23 protein-coding genes are annotated in these 17,861 nt (G+C 63.3%); all 23 read right to left on the bottom strand.

Annotated features, from left to right (window positions below):
• Positions 1-419 (bottom strand): nitroreductase family protein (locus WA943_RS03745; protein WP_424468501.1); only part of this gene is annotated, 419 nt, incomplete at its 3' end.
• Between the two features lie 126 nt (positions 420-545).
• The gene (locus WA943_RS03740; protein ID WP_424468500.1) at positions 546-1,571 is read right to left on the bottom strand and encodes an acyl-CoA dehydrogenase family protein; all 1,026 of its coding nucleotides are present in this window, start codon (positions 1,569-1,571) and stop codon (positions 546-548) included.
• Between the two features lie 10 nt (positions 1,572-1,581).
• On the bottom strand, positions 1,582-2,724 hold the full coding sequence (locus tag WA943_RS03735; protein ID WP_424468503.1) for an acyl-CoA dehydrogenase family protein: 1,143 nt from the start codon (positions 2,722-2,724) through the stop codon (positions 1,582-1,584).
• Positions 2,725-2,833: 109 nt separating this feature from the next.
• Entirely contained in the window at positions 2,834-3,637 is an 804-nt protein-coding gene (locus WA943_RS03730) for an SDR family NAD(P)-dependent oxidoreductase (RefSeq protein WP_424468499.1), read from the bottom strand.
• A gap of 138 nt (positions 3,638-3,775) precedes the next feature.
• Positions 3,776-4,000: a hypothetical protein gene (locus WA943_RS03725; RefSeq protein WP_424468498.1), complete on the bottom strand. Its 225-nt coding sequence runs from the start codon at positions 3,998-4,000 to the stop codon at positions 3,776-3,778.
• A gap of 424 nt (positions 4,001-4,424) precedes the next feature.
• The gene (locus WA943_RS03720; RefSeq protein ID WP_424468497.1) at positions 4,425-4,859 is read right to left on the bottom strand and encodes a hypothetical protein; all 435 of its coding nucleotides are present in this window, start codon (positions 4,857-4,859) and stop codon (positions 4,425-4,427) included.
• Between the two features lie 198 nt (positions 4,860-5,057).
• On the bottom strand, positions 5,058-5,774 hold the full coding sequence (locus WA943_RS03715; protein ID WP_424468496.1) for a DUF2793 domain-containing protein: 717 nt from the start codon (positions 5,772-5,774) through the stop codon (positions 5,058-5,060).
• The gene (locus WA943_RS03710; protein ID WP_424468495.1) at positions 5,767-9,672 is read right to left on the bottom strand and encodes a baseplate multidomain protein megatron; all 3,906 of its coding nucleotides are present in this window, start codon (positions 9,670-9,672) and stop codon (positions 5,767-5,769) included. Before WA943_RS03710 ends, WA943_RS03715 begins: the two co-directional genes overlap by 8 nt.
• On the bottom strand, positions 9,672-10,124 hold the full coding sequence (locus tag WA943_RS03705; RefSeq protein WP_424468494.1) for an NlpC/P60 family protein: 453 nt from the start codon (positions 10,122-10,124) through the stop codon (positions 9,672-9,674). Before WA943_RS03705 ends, WA943_RS03710 begins: the two co-directional genes overlap by 1 nt.
• Entirely contained in the window at positions 10,102-10,977 is an 876-nt protein-coding gene (locus tag WA943_RS03700; protein ID WP_424468493.1) for a DUF2163 domain-containing protein, read from the bottom strand. Before WA943_RS03700 ends, WA943_RS03705 begins: the two co-directional genes overlap by 23 nt.
• 136 nt (positions 10,978-11,113) lie before the next feature.
• Positions 11,114-11,752 carry a phage distal tail protein, Rcc01695 family gene (locus tag WA943_RS03695; RefSeq protein WP_424468492.1) on the bottom strand — a complete coding sequence of 213 codons (639 nt, stop codon included), beginning with the start codon at positions 11,750-11,752 and terminating at the stop codon, positions 11,114-11,116.
• A 16-nt stretch (positions 11,753-11,768) separates the two neighbouring features.
• The gene (locus tag WA943_RS03690) at positions 11,769-12,359 is read right to left on the bottom strand and encodes a phage tail tape measure protein (RefSeq protein ID WP_424468502.1); all 591 of its coding nucleotides are present in this window, start codon (positions 12,357-12,359) and stop codon (positions 11,769-11,771) included.
• A 262-nt stretch (positions 12,360-12,621) separates the two neighbouring features.
• The gene (locus tag WA943_RS03685) at positions 12,622-12,825 is read right to left on the bottom strand and encodes a hypothetical protein (RefSeq protein ID WP_424468491.1); all 204 of its coding nucleotides are present in this window, start codon (positions 12,823-12,825) and stop codon (positions 12,622-12,624) included.
• Entirely contained in the window at positions 12,822-13,184 is a 363-nt protein-coding gene (locus WA943_RS03680) for a hypothetical protein (protein ID WP_424468490.1), read from the bottom strand. Before WA943_RS03680 ends, WA943_RS03685 begins: the two co-directional genes overlap by 4 nt.
• A 12-nt stretch (positions 13,185-13,196) precedes the next feature.
• A complete protein-coding gene (locus WA943_RS03675) occupies positions 13,197-13,391 on the bottom strand; it encodes a phage tail assembly chaperone (protein WP_424468489.1) in 195 nt (64 codons plus the stop codon).
• Positions 13,388-13,708, bottom strand: coding sequence for a gene transfer agent family protein (locus WA943_RS03670; protein ID WP_424468488.1), 321 nt, complete (start codon positions 13,706-13,708; stop codon positions 13,388-13,390). The genes WA943_RS03675 and WA943_RS03670 overlap by 4 nt, the downstream gene beginning before the upstream one ends.
• 2 nt (positions 13,709-13,710) lie before the next feature.
• Positions 13,711-14,124, bottom strand: a complete 414-nt coding sequence (locus tag WA943_RS03665) for a phage major tail protein, TP901-1 family (protein WP_424468487.1) — start codon at positions 14,122-14,124, stop codon at positions 13,711-13,713.
• Positions 14,125-14,133: 9 nt separating this feature from the next.
• The gene (locus WA943_RS03660) at positions 14,134-14,547 is read right to left on the bottom strand and encodes a DUF3168 domain-containing protein (protein ID WP_424468486.1); all 414 of its coding nucleotides are present in this window, start codon (positions 14,545-14,547) and stop codon (positions 14,134-14,136) included.
• Positions 14,544-14,867 (bottom strand): phage head closure protein, encoded by a 324-nt coding sequence (locus tag WA943_RS03655; protein WP_424468485.1) that lies wholly within the window; start codon positions 14,865-14,867, stop codon positions 14,544-14,546. The genes WA943_RS03660 and WA943_RS03655 overlap by 4 nt, the downstream gene beginning before the upstream one ends.
• Positions 14,864-15,418: a head-tail connector protein gene (locus WA943_RS03650; RefSeq protein ID WP_424468484.1), complete on the bottom strand. Its 555-nt coding sequence runs from the start codon at positions 15,416-15,418 to the stop codon at positions 14,864-14,866. The genes WA943_RS03655 and WA943_RS03650 overlap by 4 nt, the downstream gene beginning before the upstream one ends.
• Before the next feature lie 80 nt (positions 15,419-15,498).
• Positions 15,499-15,930 (bottom strand): hypothetical protein, encoded by a 432-nt coding sequence (locus tag WA943_RS03645; RefSeq protein ID WP_424468483.1) that lies wholly within the window; start codon positions 15,928-15,930, stop codon positions 15,499-15,501.
• Positions 15,931-15,940: 10 nt separating this feature from the next.
• Positions 15,941-17,236 (bottom strand): phage major capsid protein, encoded by a 1,296-nt coding sequence (locus WA943_RS03640; protein WP_424468482.1) that lies wholly within the window; start codon positions 17,234-17,236, stop codon positions 15,941-15,943.
• A 12-nt stretch (positions 17,237-17,248) separates the two neighbouring features.
• Positions 17,249-17,791, bottom strand: coding sequence for an HK97 family phage prohead protease (locus WA943_RS03635; RefSeq protein WP_424468481.1), 543 nt, complete (start codon positions 17,789-17,791; stop codon positions 17,249-17,251).
• Positions 17,792-17,861 lie beyond the last annotated feature (70 nt).

Below are 17,861 nucleotides of genomic sequence, written 5' to 3'. Positions count from 1 at the left end.
ATGCCCATCTGCCGGTCAATCGCAAAGAACAGCACCACGGGCGCGCCGAATGCGCGAAAATTATTCGCGAACTGCATCAAACGCCCGGCCTTGTCCTCGCGCGGAACGCCGATTGTCGCATACATGTCCTCGCCGCATTTGAAGCGGCGAGCCTTGTACGGATCTTTCAGGTCTTTGGGATAGATCGGATATTCCGAACCCTCGCCGAAGGGGTTCGTCTTCTGCTTCTCTGCGATCAGATCGAGAAACTCCGTACGCCGCGCACCCGCCAGCACATAGACATGCCAGGGCTGGAGATTGCCGCCCGACGGCGCCCATTTCGCGCCATCGAGAATGGCGCGCACGGTCGCTTCGGAAACGGGCTTGTCCAGAAAAGCGCGACAGGTGATGCGCGTTTTCAGGGCTTCGGATACTTTCACGTTTTTCTCCATGTATATTTTTTCTGTCGCCCCGGGCTTGTCCCGGGGTCCAGAGCCGCTTGCTCAGCGTCTGCCGCTCCTGGATCCCGGCATAAAGCCGGGATGACGACAAAGCAGAATATGCATCTATCTGGCCGTCACGTACGGCCACAACTCGTCAGCCCCGCGCGCCATCGCCTCCCGGCCCAGCCGCTCGGCCCATTCCGCGCCGGAGCCGAATTCGGCACGCCACGACCAGAGGCGGCGTGTCGCAAAGTGCAGCCCGTGCTCATAGGTAAAGCCGATCGCGCCATGCACCTGATGCGCAATCGACGTCGCAATGCTCGATGCGTCGTCGGCGCGCACCTTGGCGACGGCGATCTCGAATGCCGCCTCGCTCTTGTCTGCACAGGCGCAGGCATGAGTCGCCGCAATGCCCGCCGCCGCAGACTGCGTCGAGAGTTCGGCCAATTGCTGCTGGATTGCCTGAAACTTGCCGATGGGCTTGCCGAACTGCGTGCGCTCATTGGCATATTGCACCGATTGCGCCGTCAGGTAGTTGAGCGCCCCCGCCATCTGGCAAGCCCGCGCCAGCGCGCCGTAAAGCCTCAGTGCATTTTCGGGCAATTCGACCCAACCCGTTTCCACGACCACGCGTTCAAAGATCAGCGTGTCGCGCGGTTCGCGGGCGACGTTCTGGTCGCGTTCGATGCGGGCATATTCAAGCGGCGCAAGCACCGCCTCGACGCCCCATCCGCTTTTGACCAGCGCCACGGCATAGGACGCGTTGCGGCCCCAGGCGACCCGCGTCGCCTTGCCGGACAGGCGACCCTCGGCCAACAGGAAATCGCCTTCCATCACGGTGACGACCCCGTCCGGCACGGCAATGCCCGCTCGGCCGAGAATCCATCCCGCCAAAATCGCTTCGGCCAGCGGCAGCGGCGCTGCATGTTCGCCCGCCGCCTTCAGCACCACATAGGCATCGCTCCATGTCGCGCCCGCGCCTTCCAGCGCTTCGGGTACGAGCACGCGGGTCAATCCGTTGGCGACGAGTTCGTCCCACAAGGCTTGCGGCCAGACGCCGTCTTCCGCGCCCATGATCGTTTGCTTCGTCGCGTGGTCGGTCATCAACCGGTTCACGCTGTCTGAAAGGATCGTCTGCAATTCGTTCATGATGATTCCCTCAACGAAGCCCAAGTCCGCGCGCGATGATACCGCGCAGGATTTCGCGCGTACCGCCGCGCAGCGAGAAAGATGGAACCGTCTGCGTCAGATAGGCCAGCACCTCGGTGAAATCATCGCCGGTGCCGAGCGTCGGCTCCGCGCCGATCAGTTCATGCGCCTTCACCGGCATGTCCTGCTCAAAGCCCGTGCCGAGGTCTTTCACCACAGACGCTTCCAGCGCCGGGTTCTCGCCCTTGTCGAGCATGCCCGCAACCGAAAGCGACATCTGCCGCAGCGTCACGAGATGCGCAACAAGGCGGCCGATTTCCTTCGCGCCTTCCGCCCCGCCCTTGCGCTGCAATTCGCGCACGAGTTCCTTCATCAGCAGATAGCTCGACAGATAACGCTCCGGCCCCGAACGCTCGAAAGCAAGTTCAGCACTCACCTGCGCCCAGCCGGTGCCCTCGCTGCCCACCAGCATCGCGTCGGGCACGAATACGTCTTCGAATACGACTTCGTTGAAATGCGAATTGCCCGCCAGATCCTTGATCGGGCGGATAGTGATGCCCGGCGATTTCAGATCGACGAGGAATTGCGTCAGCCCGTCATGCTTCTTTTCCGGGTCGGTGCGGAACAGCGCAATCATGTAATGCGCCTTATGCGCGTTCGACGTCCAGAGCTTGGTGCCGTTGACGCGGTAGCCGCCTTCCACCTTCTCCGCCCTGGTCCGCGTCGCCGCGAGATCGGAGCCGGAATCGGGTTCCGACATGCCGATGCAGAGATAGCATTCGCCGCGCGCCACTTTCGGCAAGATCAACTGGCGTTGTTCTTCCGTGCCGAAGCGCAGCAGCAGCGGACCCGATTGCCGGTCCCCGATCCAGTGCGCGCCGACCGGCGCACCCGCCGCGAGCATTTCTTCCAGCACCACATAGCGATCGAACGCCGAGCGTTCGTGCCCGCCATATTGCTTAGGCCAGCGCATGCCGATCCAGCCCCGCGCGCCCATCTTGGCGCTGAAGTCTGCATCGAAGCCCATCCAGGTCTGCGCCCGCGTCACCGCCGGAATATCTTTCAACTCCTCGGCCAGAAAATCGCGCACCTCCTGACGGAGGCCTCTGGTTTCCTCGGGCAGTTCGCAAAGATCGAAACGGAATGTCTGCATGTTCATACGCTCGTCGACGATTTCAGTTCGGATTCAATAATATCTACTCGTCATGCGCGGACTTGATCCGCGCATGACGGCGTTGTTGCGAGTAAACGCCACCTGCCCATCAAGTAACCAGCGCGGTCGTGCCGCCGTCGATACGCAAGTTCAGCGCCATCAACGATCCTGCGCGCGGGCTCGCGACAAAGGCCACAAGGTCGGCGACTTCTTGCGTCAGCGTCACCTTGCCCGTCAGATTGTTCATGAAGTTTTTCAGCACATGGGGCTCGACCTCGTCCCAGCTCGTACCCCAGCCCTTCTCATAGCCCTGCGCGAGAAAGCGTTCTTCCACTTCCTTCGTGCGAATAAGTCCGGGGCTGACGATGTTGACCGTGATGCCGGTGCCCGCCAGTTCCTTCGCCAGCGAAATCGTCATCGTCGCAAGCGCGCCTTTCGCGGCATAGTAATGCGGCATGCGCGCTGCGGGCTCCGTCGAACCGATGGTGCCGAGCATGATGATGCGGCCCCAGCGACGCTCCTTCATCGCAGGCATGGCGGCCCGCGTCAGTCGCACGGCAGACAGCACGTTCTTTTCGTAGGCCTCGATCCAATCCGCCGTTTCGGATTTCGTCCAGGAGCCTGCATCCGCCGTACCGTAATTATTGATGAGAATGTCGATCGGCCCAACCGCCTTCACCGCTGCGTGAAAGACTGCCCGTGCGCTCTCGTCGGACATGATGTCGCCCGCAACCGCATGGGCCTCGCCGCCCGCCACCGCGATACCGTCCACCACGGCCTGCGCGTCCGCGAGTTCAAAGCCATGCACCACCACGCGCGCGCCTTCGCGCGCCATGGTTTCAGCAATGACGCGCCCCGTTCCCCGGTGCGAGCCGGTGACAAGCGCCGTTTTGCCTGCAAGTTGAAGGTCCATTGATCCGCCCCTGTTTGCCGCGCGTCATTCCGCAGCTTCGCAACGCACATATTTGGTCGGGATTGCCCGCAGCGGCAAGCTGCGAAGCTGATATGGGAAGGAAAATGCGACGGCTAAAAGTCGCGCGCGCTGAAAGCGTCAGAATTCCGCTGCGGTAAGCGGCGTGGCAGGCACATGGGAGGTTAGCGCGAAAAGATTGGGAAATGCCCGGCCGGTATACATGCCGGCACCAAAAATGATGATGACAGCAGCCGTCACGCCGAGAATGAAGCCGAACGGGCCAGCCTGTTTGCTCGGCGCGGCGAAAACCGCGCGGCGCGAAGAAAACATGCGGCGGGAGGAAAATATGCGGCCTCGGGCCATACCAACCTCTCGGAAATTGCCTGATGTGTGCAAAACCCGACCCTTATAGAGCCTGGGACGCTGCCCGTCACCCTTGGATCGGGGGCCATCATGCAAGGAGAGGTGGGGAAATGCCCCCGATCTATCGCTCGGCGAAGATCAGCGGGGGGAGCGGAGCGGCGGTTTCGCTGTAAAAGGCGAGGAGTTCTGGATGTTTTCTGCCGGTCTCAATGCCGACGTAGAACATTGAGATGCACAGTCCCACAAGCCCGACCGCGACAAGGGCGGGGCGCCGTGAGCGTCGTGCATAAAATATTCTGCGAGGCATGTGTCCGCCAGATGCCGGTCCGCCCGGCTTTCTTGAAAATCATCCGCCTAACATCGCAGAGATTATCTATTCTCTGCTAACGGATGATTAAAATCTGGCGGAAAGTGCAATGGCCCGTCAAGCATCGAACCGCTGGTCGAGCGTATAAAACATATACTGCCCTATCAGGGCCTTGGGCGTCGCGGTCCGCGCCCAATCCGGCTCTTCTGTGTGCCGATGAAAATGCGTTGCCCCGCCGGTCGGGTCTTCGAGATCGCCCGAGAGCACAAGGCAGACAACGGCGATGGCGCGGCAAAGCGCGGGGTCTGAAAAATCGCGCGCATGGGCAGCAGGCCCGCTCGGCGCGCCGCCGCCGCCCTCGCCCTCCGGCCCATAACGGCGCATCCGGTTCAGCGCCGCGCAGGCAATCGCCACGCGCCCGTCCTCCTCTTCATCTTCCATAAGGTCGCGTATTGCCAATGCGAGCCGCATCATTTCCTTCAAAGCCGCGGGCGTCGCCTCCTCTGCCCAAAGCGGCAATGCAGCGGAAAACTTTTTGTTCGACACACTCACGGGCTTGCCCTTTCGCTTTCTAGGAATATATTCTTATATAAGGAACAAATACAGAACATGTCAACAATGCAACGCCCTCCCGCCGGAGGACGGGAGGACACCATGGTTTCAACCATCTTGAAAATAATCGCCTATGTGCTGCTCATCATCGCGGCATATCTGCAATGAGGCGAGTGCGCAGACAGGACAAACCCATCCTCACGCCTCCGGCCCGATCAGCGTCAGGTAATGCAGGGCCAGCCGCACCATGCCGCCCGTGAAATGTCCGCCCATGGAGGTCAACCGCAACGGTGTCGGGCTCCAATATGTCGTCGGGCCCGAGGGGCCGATCACCGTCGATCCGGCACCGACGCCTATCCCCGTGCCGTAGCGCCCGCCATCTGCCGCGACGCCGACATTCCATGAGGTCGCCCCGGTGATCGCGGTCAGCACGCGGCCCGTGACGCCGAGCACGATCGCACGATCGGGAATGCTGAAGGCCGTATCGTTCGCCACACCCGGCGTGATCGTGTGATCCGCCTCGATGATGCCGAGGTTCGTCGCTGCGCCATGCGGGCTTGTCGCGCCCGATCCGCCGCCCGGCTCCGCCGCCCAACCCGCGCCGCTCCAGAAGATGAAAGCGCCCGCCTCCTCGTCCCATGCGCGCCAGCCCTTGCGCGGCGTGAGGAACATCCACGCTCCATCCGCCCAGGCGGCCACCTTCCCCTCCGCGCCCGCCCATGCGCCGCTCGCGTCCGAAGCAACGACGTAGCGATCCCCCTCCGAGGGCGACGAAGGCGCAACGCCGATCCCACGCGATTTCACCGCGAGATGCACAGCCGCATCGAGACGACGCAACGCCTCGTTCACCGTCACGTGTTTCTGCGCCTGCGCCGCTTCAAGATATGGAAGCCCCAGATGCGTGGTGTCAGACATAAAGCGTCGCCTCCCTCATCGTGCCGCGCCCGAAAGCGCGGCTCACCTGCGCGACCCTGACCGTCAGGGCCGTCAATGTCGTCGTGCCGAAATCTTCCATCTGCGCGGCGGCGGCATAGGTCGCTTGCGGCGTCGAGACGCTCAAGGTCCGAACCGCCTTTGCACCGGAAAGAATGTCGATCTCATAGGCTTCGATCTCCTCGCCAAGCGGCACGTCAACGCCTTCCCAGCTATCGCCACCAATGCGCGTCCGCCGCACCCATGTCAGCGCAATGTCGCCGCTCGCCATGCGGCGCGCACGCAGATGCACCGGCGACAGGGGCCGAAGCCCCACGCCCGCGAAGCACCGCGTCTCGCGCGCATAGGCCGGATCGTCCACCGGCTTTTGCGACGGCCCCCAGGCCCAGATGCGCGGCAGCCCCCGCTCGCTTTCGGCAAGTGTCAATTCACTGATCGCCCCGCCCAGCAACACGAAGCGCGCACCCGCACCGAGGCTTGCGCGCATCGCACCTTCCGTTCCCGCCTGCCCGCGCAGCAGCCCGCGCAACTCATATGTGTTTGGCGCAACCAGTTCAGCATCGCGAAACTGGATCACCTCCCACACACCCTCTCCCGTCTCCAGCGCGGCGACATTGGCGCCGCCAAGCACGGATAGCGCGTCGGCGCTCGCCAATGCGCCGGATGCCAGCGTCACGCGCAAAGCCTCGCGCCAGTCCCAACGGCTCGTCGCGCCTTCCCGCAACATCGTGACAGTCCGCCCAAGCGTCGCCTCACGCGTCACCACATCGGCGAGCCCAAAGCCCGCGCCATTGCTCTTGTAAAACGCCACGGCACCCGGCCACGGATCGGCGGCAACCGCCACGCGCGGCGCAATGGGATTTTCCGCGCCCGTCAGCAGCGGCAAATCCATGAAGACCGCGAGCGGCGTGCCGAAGCTTGGTGCGATGGGCGATTTATGCTCGCGCTGCGGCGAGGGAAGCGGTCCATAAAGGCTCGCCTCGCTCATCACCGCCTTCGCTTCCCTCGCACCCGCATCCGTCAGAGCGGTCAGCCGATAGCTTGCGCTGCATTCGGGTAGCGCAAGCTCCACCACATCGCCCGGATCGAGCGCCAATCGGCTCGGCGGAAATTTCAGGCTCGCGCTTTCGCGCTCCGTCCAGCTTTGCTGCAACCATATATCTGCGACGCGTTGCGCGTCCTCCTGCCCCAGCACCATGGAGAGGTTCGCGCTTGCAACGCGCTGGCTTCTCACCGAGAGCCGCCGCGCCTCCACCGCCGCCTGACGATAATCGAGCGAGCCGTCGATATAGGCGAGCTTCGCCGATAGCGGCAATTCCGTTTCCTGCCCACGCGTCAGCACATAACCTGCCGCGGCGCCTTCACCGTCAACGGCAAGATCGCCCGGCGCAACGCGCCCAACTGCCGCCCCGCCAAGATGGCGAAAGCGGATCAACCCTTGCGTCTCGCAAGCATCGAAGAAACGCGCCAGCATCAGCGGCCCCAGCGCGTCGCGCGGCGACATGATGCGGTCGATCACAAAGCCCTCGACCGTGCCGGCAAGCTCCGACGCATCGAAATCCGCGAAAGCCACATCGCCCATGATTGCGTCAACGAGATCGCACAAGGGCGCAGCGCCAAGCCTCCCGTTTAACCAGTGGCCAAGCCGCCAGACCACCCCGTCCGACCACACGTCCACGCGGTCAGGAAAAGCCGGATAAGGCCGCGCATCCCAGCACCAGAAGAAAATATTCGCAGGATCGAGCATCCGCCCGCCATAGACCGGCGACACAGGATTATGCGCGCCCGGTGCCGACCAATAATCCATCTGCGCTTCGATGAAGCGACGCTGCATGAAGTCGTCGCGCGTACCGTTGGAAAAATGCGGCACGGCGCTTTCCGCCGATTTCGGATCGGTGAAGACATTAGGCTGGTTCGTTCCCTTGTCGATGGCCGGACAACCGATTTCGGTAAAGACAATCGGCTTTCCGCGCGGCACCCATGCCGTCGGCGTCGCGCTTTCAACGCCGCCCGGCCTGTCATGATGCGCGTTCGCCCACCATGAGCGGATATCCTTCGCCCGCCATACCCACGGCTTGTCGTAAGCGCCATCCGTGATCGGCCTGCGTATCTGCGCCGCGCGATCCGCATCGCTCGCATAATACCAGTCGTAGTTCTCGCCGCCCGCAATGCGCGATTTCAGATAATCGAGATCGTAGATCGACGAGGCAATATCGCGGTCTAGATGCGTCGCCGCCTTGCGCCAATCGGTCAGCGGCGCGTAATTGTCGATGCCGACGAAGTGAATATTCGCGTCCGTCCAGAGCGGGTCGAGATGAAAATAGAGATCGCCCGATCCGTCGCCCGGCGCATGGCCGAAATATTCCGACCAGTCGGCGGCATATGAAATCTTCGTGCCCGGCAAAATGCCCGCAACATCCGCCGCAAGCGCCTTCAGCGCCGCCACCGCCGGATAGGTTCCCGCCGCGCTCCGCGCCTGCGTCAGCCCGCGCAGTTCCGAACCGATCAGAAACGTATCGACGCCACCCGCCGCCGCGCAAAGATGCGCATCATGCAGGATCATGCGGCGGTACGACCATTCCTCCGGCCCGCGATAGCTCACCACGTCGCCGCTGCGCGAAAAATCGCTCACCGCCGCATTGCCGAAAAACGCCGCGACCTGAGCCGCAGCCGCCGCCGTCTTGTCCGCCTCCGGCGTCGTCGCAATGCGCCCGCGCCAGGGATAGGCGGCCTGCTCGCCGCCATGCCACGGGTCCGGCTTGCCGCTTCCCGACGGAATATCCATCATCACGAACGGGTAGAAGACGGCCCGCAACCCGCGCGCCTTCAAATCGCGGATCGCCGCGATCACCGACCTGTCAGACGGCGTGCCGCCATAGGCCGGGCGTCCATCAACACGGCTCACAGGCTCCGCCGTCTCGCGCGAAAGTCCGCCAACGCTCCAGGCGCGCGGCGACGTCACCTTGTTGTTCACCTCCACCTTCGGGCGGATCGTGCATTGCCCGCAGCGCAGATCGTCGCCGAACCAGGTCACGACGAGCGACGCCGCGCCGACATTCGGACATGTCGCCTGAAGCTGATCGATCGCCACCGTCCAGTCCGATGCGCCTTCCGATGTATGCGTGTTCGCCGCCCGGCTCGACGTTTCAGTGAGCAATTCGCGCACAGGCTGCGGCTCATAAACAAACTCGCCCGCGCCCGGAATGATGGCGACCGCGCGCAGCTTCTCCTCGACATCGCTCAGCGTCTTGAAAATCTCAAACGACAATTGCGGCACGCGATTGCCGAAAGGCGTCAGATCCAGTTCCTCAAAGACGATATAGGCAATGCCGCGATAAGCAGGCGCCGCGCCTTCCACCGCCTCGATCAGCGGATCGGCAGGCTGGTCTTCCTCGCCCTTATGCAAGCGCCATGTCACATCGGCAAGCGACAGCGGCTTCCCGTCAGCCCAGACGCGTCCGATGCGCGTCACCACGCCTTCGGCAAGCGCCACGGCGAAAGACACGGTGTAGCTATATTCCGTGATGCTGCCGCCCGAGTTGCCGCCACCCTTGCCGCCGCCGCCCGCGCTGCGCGTCGATGCATGCTCGCGAAACGACGTCGCCCAGATCACCTGTCCCGCAAGTCGCGCGCGTCCGTAAACGCGCGGCACGGCAGCGCCTTCAGTCGAAGCCAGCACCTGCAAATCGTTCAGCCGCGGCCCTTGCGCATTCGCAACCGTCGGCCCGAAAAGCTTCGCATCGACATAGGAGCCGATCCCCGCGCCGACCATGCTGCCGATCGCCGCGCCGCTCAGTTGCGCACCGAGAACATTGATGCCCGCAGGCAGCAGCGCATTGCCGATAAACGAACCGGCCGTCGAAAGAACGAGAGTTGCCATTAGTCTTCCAGCTCAGGAAACCGAAATGCATAAGCGAGCTTCGCCCGCCACCATGCCGTCAGCGTCGTCTCGACAACGGCGCGGCCCGAATAGGCATGGATCATGCGATCCGCGCCGGAGAGAATTGCCGCGTGTTTTGCCGGTCCACGCGCGCGCATCCGAAACAGCACCACGTCGCCCGCGCGCCCATCCTCAATCGAGATTTCATCGAGATGCCGCCGCGCGCCGTCCGCCATCGTCTCGCGCAGAACTTCTTCGCCCGGCGTTTCCGCCCAGTCGGGCGTATAGGGTGGCGGCGCTTCAGGTTCGCGCCCGTAGAGATCGCGCCACACGCCGCGCACAAGCCCGAGACAATCCGTTCCCGCGCCCCTGCAACTCGCCTGATGACAATAGGGCGTGCCGATCCACATGCGCGCCGCATCGACAATCCTAGTTTCGGCGTCCGCCGTCATTTGCATCTCCCGATGTCGGATAGGACATGACGAAATCGTTTCCGGGCATATGCGGAAAGCCGCGAAAATTCTGCTCGTTGGAAAATTTCGCGCGGCAAGTCGCAAACTGCTTGTCGCAGCCCGCCGTCACCTCGAAGCTGTCGCCAACCTCGACACCGCGCGCCATCGCCTGCCAAAGCTCGATCACCGCTCCCGAAGGCGTCAGCGCATGCAGTTTCACTTCCATGCTCGCGCCTTCATTCGCGCCGCTGGTAAAGCAAAGTCGCCCTCGCTCGAACCATCCTTCCTCGAATGCGCCAAGCCCGCTCGCCGTCAATACGCGGTCGCCGTCGCAATCGACGACGATGCCCGCTTGCGCTTCAATGCTGATGCCGCATCGCGCATCGCCCAGATCGGCGTCACATGCATATTGAAAAAGCCGCCCCACCGGCTGATTGAGCCGATGGGCAAGGCCGCGCAGCTCCGCCGAAAACCCCGTCGCGCCGCGCGACACCTCACCAAGATTGCCCTTTCGCATCAGCAATCTCTGCTCCGTCGCCTGCCAGTTGACGCGCCAGATTTCCACCTCCGCATCGTCAAACATGCCTGCCGCAAGATCGCCCTCGCTCAGCCGGTCTGAAATCAATGCGCCCAGAATGTCGAGATTATCCACCGCCAACCCCGACGAGCTTTCCACCGCGCTTGCCGTGAAGCCTGCGGCTGCTTCATGCGCAAGCCCGTCGATGACAATGTCGCGGTCGTGATCGGTAAAGCCCATCGCAGTGCCATCCGCGCGACGAAGTATCCAGCAATGACAAAGCGTCGTCGCGCCGCCATCGAGATGCGCCTGCATATCGGGAGGAAGAGTTTTCATGTTGTATTGCCGTTCAATCTGGCGCTGTCATCCCGGCTTTATGCCGGGATCCAGGGGCGGAAAATTCAGAGCGCGCGGCACTGGACCCCGGGACGAGCCCGGGGTGACAAGCCGAGATCCAGGTATGCGTGATCCCTCACACCCGCACTTCAACAATCGGAATATTCGGTATCGACCCCGCCGCAAACGCCGCGAGATTGACCTCCAGAAAATCCGTGTCGAAGCGCACAGGCACATCGAACTCGAACCCCGCCGTCACAACGGCATCAACGGGCGGCACCGCATCGCCAACGAAACTCACGGCACCGCTCACCGCATCCACTGAAAAATGCGTGCCGGCGATTTTTTCGACGCCGCCCACCGCAATGCGCACCGTCCCGGCAACCGGCTTTGCGATCGCGCGCCTGTAGCTCGCACCACCCGATGCATAAGTCTTTGCCAGCGCAAAGCTCGCGCGCGCGCCATCACCCGTTCCGATCACCTGATCGCTCGCGCTGACGCTCGCGCCCGGCGCGCAGGATTTCCAGTCGGCGCGATCCTTCCAGCGAAACCCATGCAGCCGCCCGTGCCGCGCTTCAAAAAACGCGATCACGCCATGCACATCGTCGAGCGAGCGCAATCCATATCCCGCATTGTAGCGGCGGCGCGAATCCGCCCAGGGGCTGTTGCGCTCCTCAAAGCCTGAACCAAGCGTCACGATTTCCGTGCGCCGCTCCGGCCCGCCCGTCGCGCCAAATGCGATCTCGACGGGGAAGCGTATTTCGTGAAATGCCATGCTCCGAAATTCCTGTTCACATATTCCGCTGGCCGCGAGACGCGGCGCGGTTGAGCATCGCGGCGATCTGGGTTTCGGAACGGCGGAAACTGTCGGCGTCCGTCGCCGTCACATTGAAGGTGATCTGCACAGGCGCCGCGCCTCCTCCCGCCGCAACGCCCAGGCGACCATCCGCGCCACGCCGCAATGGCAGGATCGCTTCCGCGCCCGCCTCTCCCGCCAGCCCCACACCCCCTCGCATCGGAAAAAGCATCGGGCTTGAGACCACGCCGCCTTTCGCAAATGGCTGGATGCGTCCGCCCGCAATCACATTGCCGTTGGCATTGGCAAAGAGCGAACCGGCCATGCTCGCAAAAGAACCGCCGAATGAATTGCCGAGCGAGTTCACGGCATTGTTCAGCACAAGTTTCGACAGATCGAGTGCGAGATTTCGCAGCGTGTCGGAAAGCGATTTCCCCTTCAGCGCCACGTCGTCGAATGCGCTCGTCAACACCCGCCCGAAATCGCGCCCGCCGGACGCCGCGCGACGATAGTCGCTGGTCACGCCCGAAAGCGTGCGCGTCGTCTCGAGGCCAAAAGCCCGCGTCGCCGCAGCCGCCGCCGACATCGCAGCGGTCAGCGCGACGGGATCGTTATCGTCTTGCATGAATGTCCATTCAAATGAGGCGGCGTCCGAAGATCGTCCAGGGGCCGTCGAATTTTTAGGCTACGGCGGCATTCACCGGCACATCGCCCGCGCCTCGTCGCGCAGGCGTCCGTAATCCGCCATGAATTTTCCGGTCATGGATTGCTCGCCAAGTCGGTCGAGCTCGTCGGCCACCTGTGCCTGTTCCGCCGCCGTGTAAGACCGCAGGGGCAGGCACGTCGCGTCAGAAACTCCCGTCGCGCAACCGGCGAGCAGCATCGGACTGATCGCGAGGGCCATTGTCACCCGCTTCACGTATCGCATTCTGCCTCTCCAGCGTTTTCTCCAGCGCCTTTCCCCGCTCACGGTCGCGCGCCCAGAGATAGGCGAGCAGCGCCGCACCGAATTCGGCGACAACCGCGATGAGTCGCGAGAGCAACTCCGTCACGCGCGTCTCTCCGCCGCCTGCAACCGCGCCTCGATCATGCGCGTAAGGCTCACCCCATCGAGGCCCAGCGCCTTCACCGCCTGCGGCACCTGCGCCAACGCATAATTCGCCGCCTCTGCCGCCAACTCGCTTTTCACCTCGACCTTGAGCCGCCCCGCCTCCAGCGCATCAAGCCGCGACATCGCAAACGCAATGCCCATACCAAGCGCCTTGTCGAGAATGAGCCCGAGTTCGCCATCACGCTTGGCTTTCAGAAACTGACAGGCTTTCGCCACCGCCAGCGACGCCAGCGCCGTCAGAAGCCCGAGCAACAGCTCATTCACAAGCGGTTGCAGAACCGCAAAATCAATCACGTACATTTTGAAACTCCGTCAATCGAGATCAGGGAACCGCTCAGCGAGCGAAGCTAACTCCGCTCGCGTCATCTGACGCTGCGGCGCACGAAGCCCCAGCGTATTCGCCGCCGCCGCAAGCTCCGGCAGCGTCATGCGCCAGAAATCTTGCGGCGCGAGGCGCAGATGCCCCAGGCCGATTTCCATCGCGCGGGCCCAGGGGAATGTTTTCATCGCCCGCCCGCACCGCTGAATGTCGCCGTCAGCAGGTCGGCGACGATGGCGATATAGCCCGCCGCGCCACCGTCCACGCTCATACGTGCGACCTCGTCGTCGTCAATATCCGCGCCCGCGCCGCGAAGCCCCGCGCCGATCACGCGGATCGCGTCGCGCGCGCCGATGCGGCCTGTCTCGAAACGCGAGGCCAGCGCCAGCATGTCTTCGCCGCCGAATGCGTTTTCAAGTTCGGCCAGTGCGCCAAGCGTCAGCACCAGCACGCGCCGCTCGCCGCCCAGCGTCGCTTCGATTTCGCCTCGATGTCTGTTCGCCATGTTCAAAGCGCCGCGAAAGCCAGCGCACCGGCGCTTTCAAGCGACATGTCGAATGTAACCTCGCCGTCATGCTCGCCCGCATATTCAAGCGCGGTGATCTGGAACGCGCCCGTCACGGTGCCGAAATCGGGGATCACGATCTGCCAGTCCTTGATTGCGGCATCGAAGAATATCTGTCGCAGACTTGCATCCGACGCCTCGTCGCGGAAAATGCCGCGGCCGCTGATACTCGCCGAGCGCATGCCCGCGCCTGCCAGCAGCTCGCGCCATTGACCACTCGAATCCGCATTGGTGATGTCGACGCTGCGGGCGTTGAAAGCGAGGGAGCGTGTGCGCAATCCCGCCACCGTCGCGAATGTGCCGCTTCCGGTCGCGTCGAGTTTGACGAGCAGGTCCTTGCCCTTTTGAGCCGCCATGATGTCTCCTTATGAATGGATCGGTTCGGTGACGGCGCGAAAGCGGATCGTTCCGCGCCAGGTTGCACCATCCGCTTCGCGCCGCGTCTCCGCACTCGCAAACCGCAAATTGACGAGGCGATGTCCGTCGAGCGTCAGTTCCGCATCGTGCAGCGCGGCGTTCACCGCGCCCATGATCGCCTTGGCGTCGCTTCGTCCGCCGCCGCGCGTATAGGTATTGAATGCAAGTTTGTGTTCAGCACCTTGCGCATCGCCCGCGCCCCAGGCCTCGACCTGCGCTTCGCCAAGCGTGAGGTATGGAAAACCCGCATCATCCGGAACGTTGTCGTAGATCCTCGCGCCAACCAGTTCGGCGAGTTCGACGTCATCCGCGAGCCTTGCATAGATCGCCTTCTGCAAGGCGAGGTCTGCGTCCGTCGTCATGCCGCGCCCTCCTCCGCATTGATCGCAAGCCAGCGTCGTTTGCCATCGGGATCGCGCATGCCGCGAATGTCGAGCGATCTGCCGCGCCAGACGAGGCGCATCTCCGCCGTCACGTCATCGCGAAATCGCATGGTGACGCGATGCGACGTGCGCGCTTCCCTCCGCTCGCCAAGCGCCGTTTCCACGCCCCCGAGCGAAACCACTTCGGCCCAGACTGTCGCCAGCGCTGTCCATGTCGTCCGCGCGCCGCCCGCATCGTCCGCCGCTCGCACAGGCCGCTCGATCGTCAGGCGCTCGCGCAAGCTGCCCGCGCTCGTCACAGCCTTATCCTGCGATATGGCGCGATGAGCGCCGCCACGGTGAGCGGAATTTCCTCGGTCGTTTCCCCGAAGGCCACCGGCTCGCGCTTCTCGAACCAATGCGCGACAAGCATCAGCAGCGCCTGCTTCAGCGGCGCAGGCACGGCAGATGCCGCGCCATATCCCGCCGTGAAATCGATCGCTATGCCCACAACGCGCCGCGAAGGCGCGGGCCATCCGCCTTTGGCCACAATGCGCGGCGCATCCCCCGCCAAAGCGACGTCATATCGCGAAGCATCGAGCGACTGCGTTCCATCAATCGTCACCGCCGTCACGGCGCCGACCGGCGCAAGCGGCAGCGTCACCGTGCCGCCCGGCCATTCGTCGAGCAGCAGCCGCCAGTTTTGCGTGACGAAAGCGCGGCGCGTCTCGCTCTCAAGCACCACACGCGCCGCCGTTATCAGTGCCGTCAAAAGCGCGTCTTCATTTGCGCTATCGAGCCGCAAATGCGCGCGCGCCTCCGCCAGCGTCACCGGCTCTTCCGCCGGGCCGGAGATGATCATCAATGTCATGTGTCGAATTTCCTGATCTGAAGGAAAACCGCCCCGACCGCTCAAGGAACAGCCGGGGCGGAACCGGAAGCCTTATGCCGTCAGGCGACAGGCTTCACATGCGCGTGGCCGAGAATGGCAAGCGCCGATATGGGCGTTCCATGCGTATGCGCACCCGTCAGCGTCAGCGCCACGCGGCTATAGCGAGCATTGCCCAGATAGCCGATGCGATGCTCCATCTGCGCTTTCGACGCCGCATCGACGGTTGCAAAGACACCAGTGGCGGAAACAGGCCCGCCGCTCACATCTTTCGCCGCCGTCACGGGTACCCAGTTTGTGCCGTCCTCGGAGGCTTCAAGTTTCGCCTCCACCTTCAATGACGCAGACAGCGTGTCGCCGCTCGCACCGAAGAGGACGACATGCTCGACCGCCGCGAAGCCCTGGCGATCGACGGGCGAGCTTGCCCGTGCTGTCTTCGTCACAGCGGGATCAAGCGTCTGCACGGTTTTCAGGTTGCGATGAAAGCCCTTCATCCCCCGCGCCTCACGCCGTTCCGAACTTCAGAAGCTTGATCGCCTCGAAATTCTGCACGCCGCCGCCCACGCGCTTCGTCGTGTAGAAAAGCACATAAGGTTTGGCGCTATAGGGATCGCGCAGCACGCGCACGCCGAGCCGGTCGACGATGAGATAGCCACGCTTGAAATCGCCAAAGGCAATCGCCGTCGCGTCGGCTGCGATGGACGGCATGTCTTCCGATTCCGTCACCGGATAGTTCAGCAGCGTCGGCGGCGTTCCAGCCGCAATGCCCGGCTGCCAGAGATAGTTGCCCTCCGCATCCTTGAACTTGCGGATTGCCGATTGCGTGGCGCGGTTCATCACGAAGCGCGCATTGCTGCGATAGCCCGCCTTCACCGAATAGATGAGGTCGATCAGAATGTCCGACGCGTTGGCGGACGGGAACGCACCCGCATTTCCGGTGACGAGATAACCGAGCTTCCCATGCGTCCAGCCTGCATTGGCGACCTTCGTATAGGAAAGGAAGCCGCGTGGGCGGCGAACGCCGTCGCCATTGACGAAGGCCGCACCTTCCTGTTCGGCAAATGCCGTCTGCACTTCTTCGGCAAGCCACTGGTCGATGTTGACGGCGGCATCGTCGAGCAGCGTCGAGGTTGCGGCCGGCATGGCGTAGAGTTCCATCGCCGGAAACTCGATTTCGGAAAGCTGCGGCGCGCCCGTTTCAACGCGGCCTTCCGCCTCGCCCACCCATCCGCTTGCCGGGCCGCTCGTCGTGAACGGCTTCTTGTAGCTCGCGGCGCCGATCTGGCGCACACCGGCAATGGCGCGAATGGGCGATGCGTCGGAGATCACGCGGTCGATCATGCGTTCCGTTTCGGCGGGCACCAGATAGCCGCCATCGGGATCGGACTGCGCAGAAAGCGCCTTGGCTTCCAGTGTGCGCAGCTCATGCGCTTCGCCCTTGCGCACATAAAGATCGAAAGCGCGCTTGTGCTCGCGACGCGCCGGATCGAGACGGGTGCGGGCTTCGCCGCCGATCTCGGGGCGGGCGAAGGCAAGCGCCAATTCATCGACCGTCTTCTTCTGCCGGTCGAGCGCGCGGTTGATGCGCTCCACCTTGTCTTCCGTCACAACGTCGGCGCTCAGCTTGCGCTCGATCTGGCCGAGGCGCTCGTCATTCGCATCCTTGAAGGCTTCGAATGCGCCGAGAAATTCATCCATCGCGTCGCGCACTTCATGCGAGGCGGGAACGCTCTTCGTTTCCAGCCCGCGCGTATTCAGCGACGCCCCGATGCGCGGGACGCCTGTATTCATGGCACTCATGTGCTCTCCTCTTCAGGGTTTGAAAATCAGCGAGGCCACGCGGATTGCCCGCGCGAGGCTCGCACTCGTCTCTCGTGTCGTTTTCACCGCGCTGATGCGCGCCTGGGGCAACATCGGAAAAGTCACGACGGAAATTTCCCAGAGATCGACTTCCATCAAACGGCGCAGCCCCGTCTTCCTGTCCGCCTGCGCCTTGACGACGTGATAGCCGATGGAAAGTCCGTCGATCGCACCGGCCCGCATCAAGCTCAGCACCTCGCGTGCGCGGGCCACATCGCCGAGCAATTGCCCCTGCACGAAGAGGCCATTTGCGTCCTCGGCGATTTTCGTCCAGACGCCGATGGGCTCGTTGGGATCGTGCTGATAAAGCAGCTTCACGCCCCGCGCGCCGCGCTTCCCGAGCGAGCCGCGAAACGCGCCCGGCATCACCATGTCGCGTCCCAGATCCTCCGCGCCGAACAGCGACGCATATCCCTCAAAGCTCCCGTCGCCACCGACGCTCTTGAAATCAAACCGCCGCGCCTTGCGCTCAAACGCCTGCCCCTGCTCCCTCACGCATCCTCCAAATAAAACGGCGCCCCGTGGGGCGCCTGGTCTAAAGCCCTCCCCCCTTGAGGGGGAGGGT

This window comes from Parvibaculum sp. (assembly GCF_049651025.1).
Classification (GTDB): Bacteria; Pseudomonadota; Alphaproteobacteria; order Parvibaculales; family Parvibaculaceae; genus Parvibaculum.
Note: the sequence above shows the minus strand (reverse complement) of the source record. Positions and strands in the feature narration are given on the sequence as shown.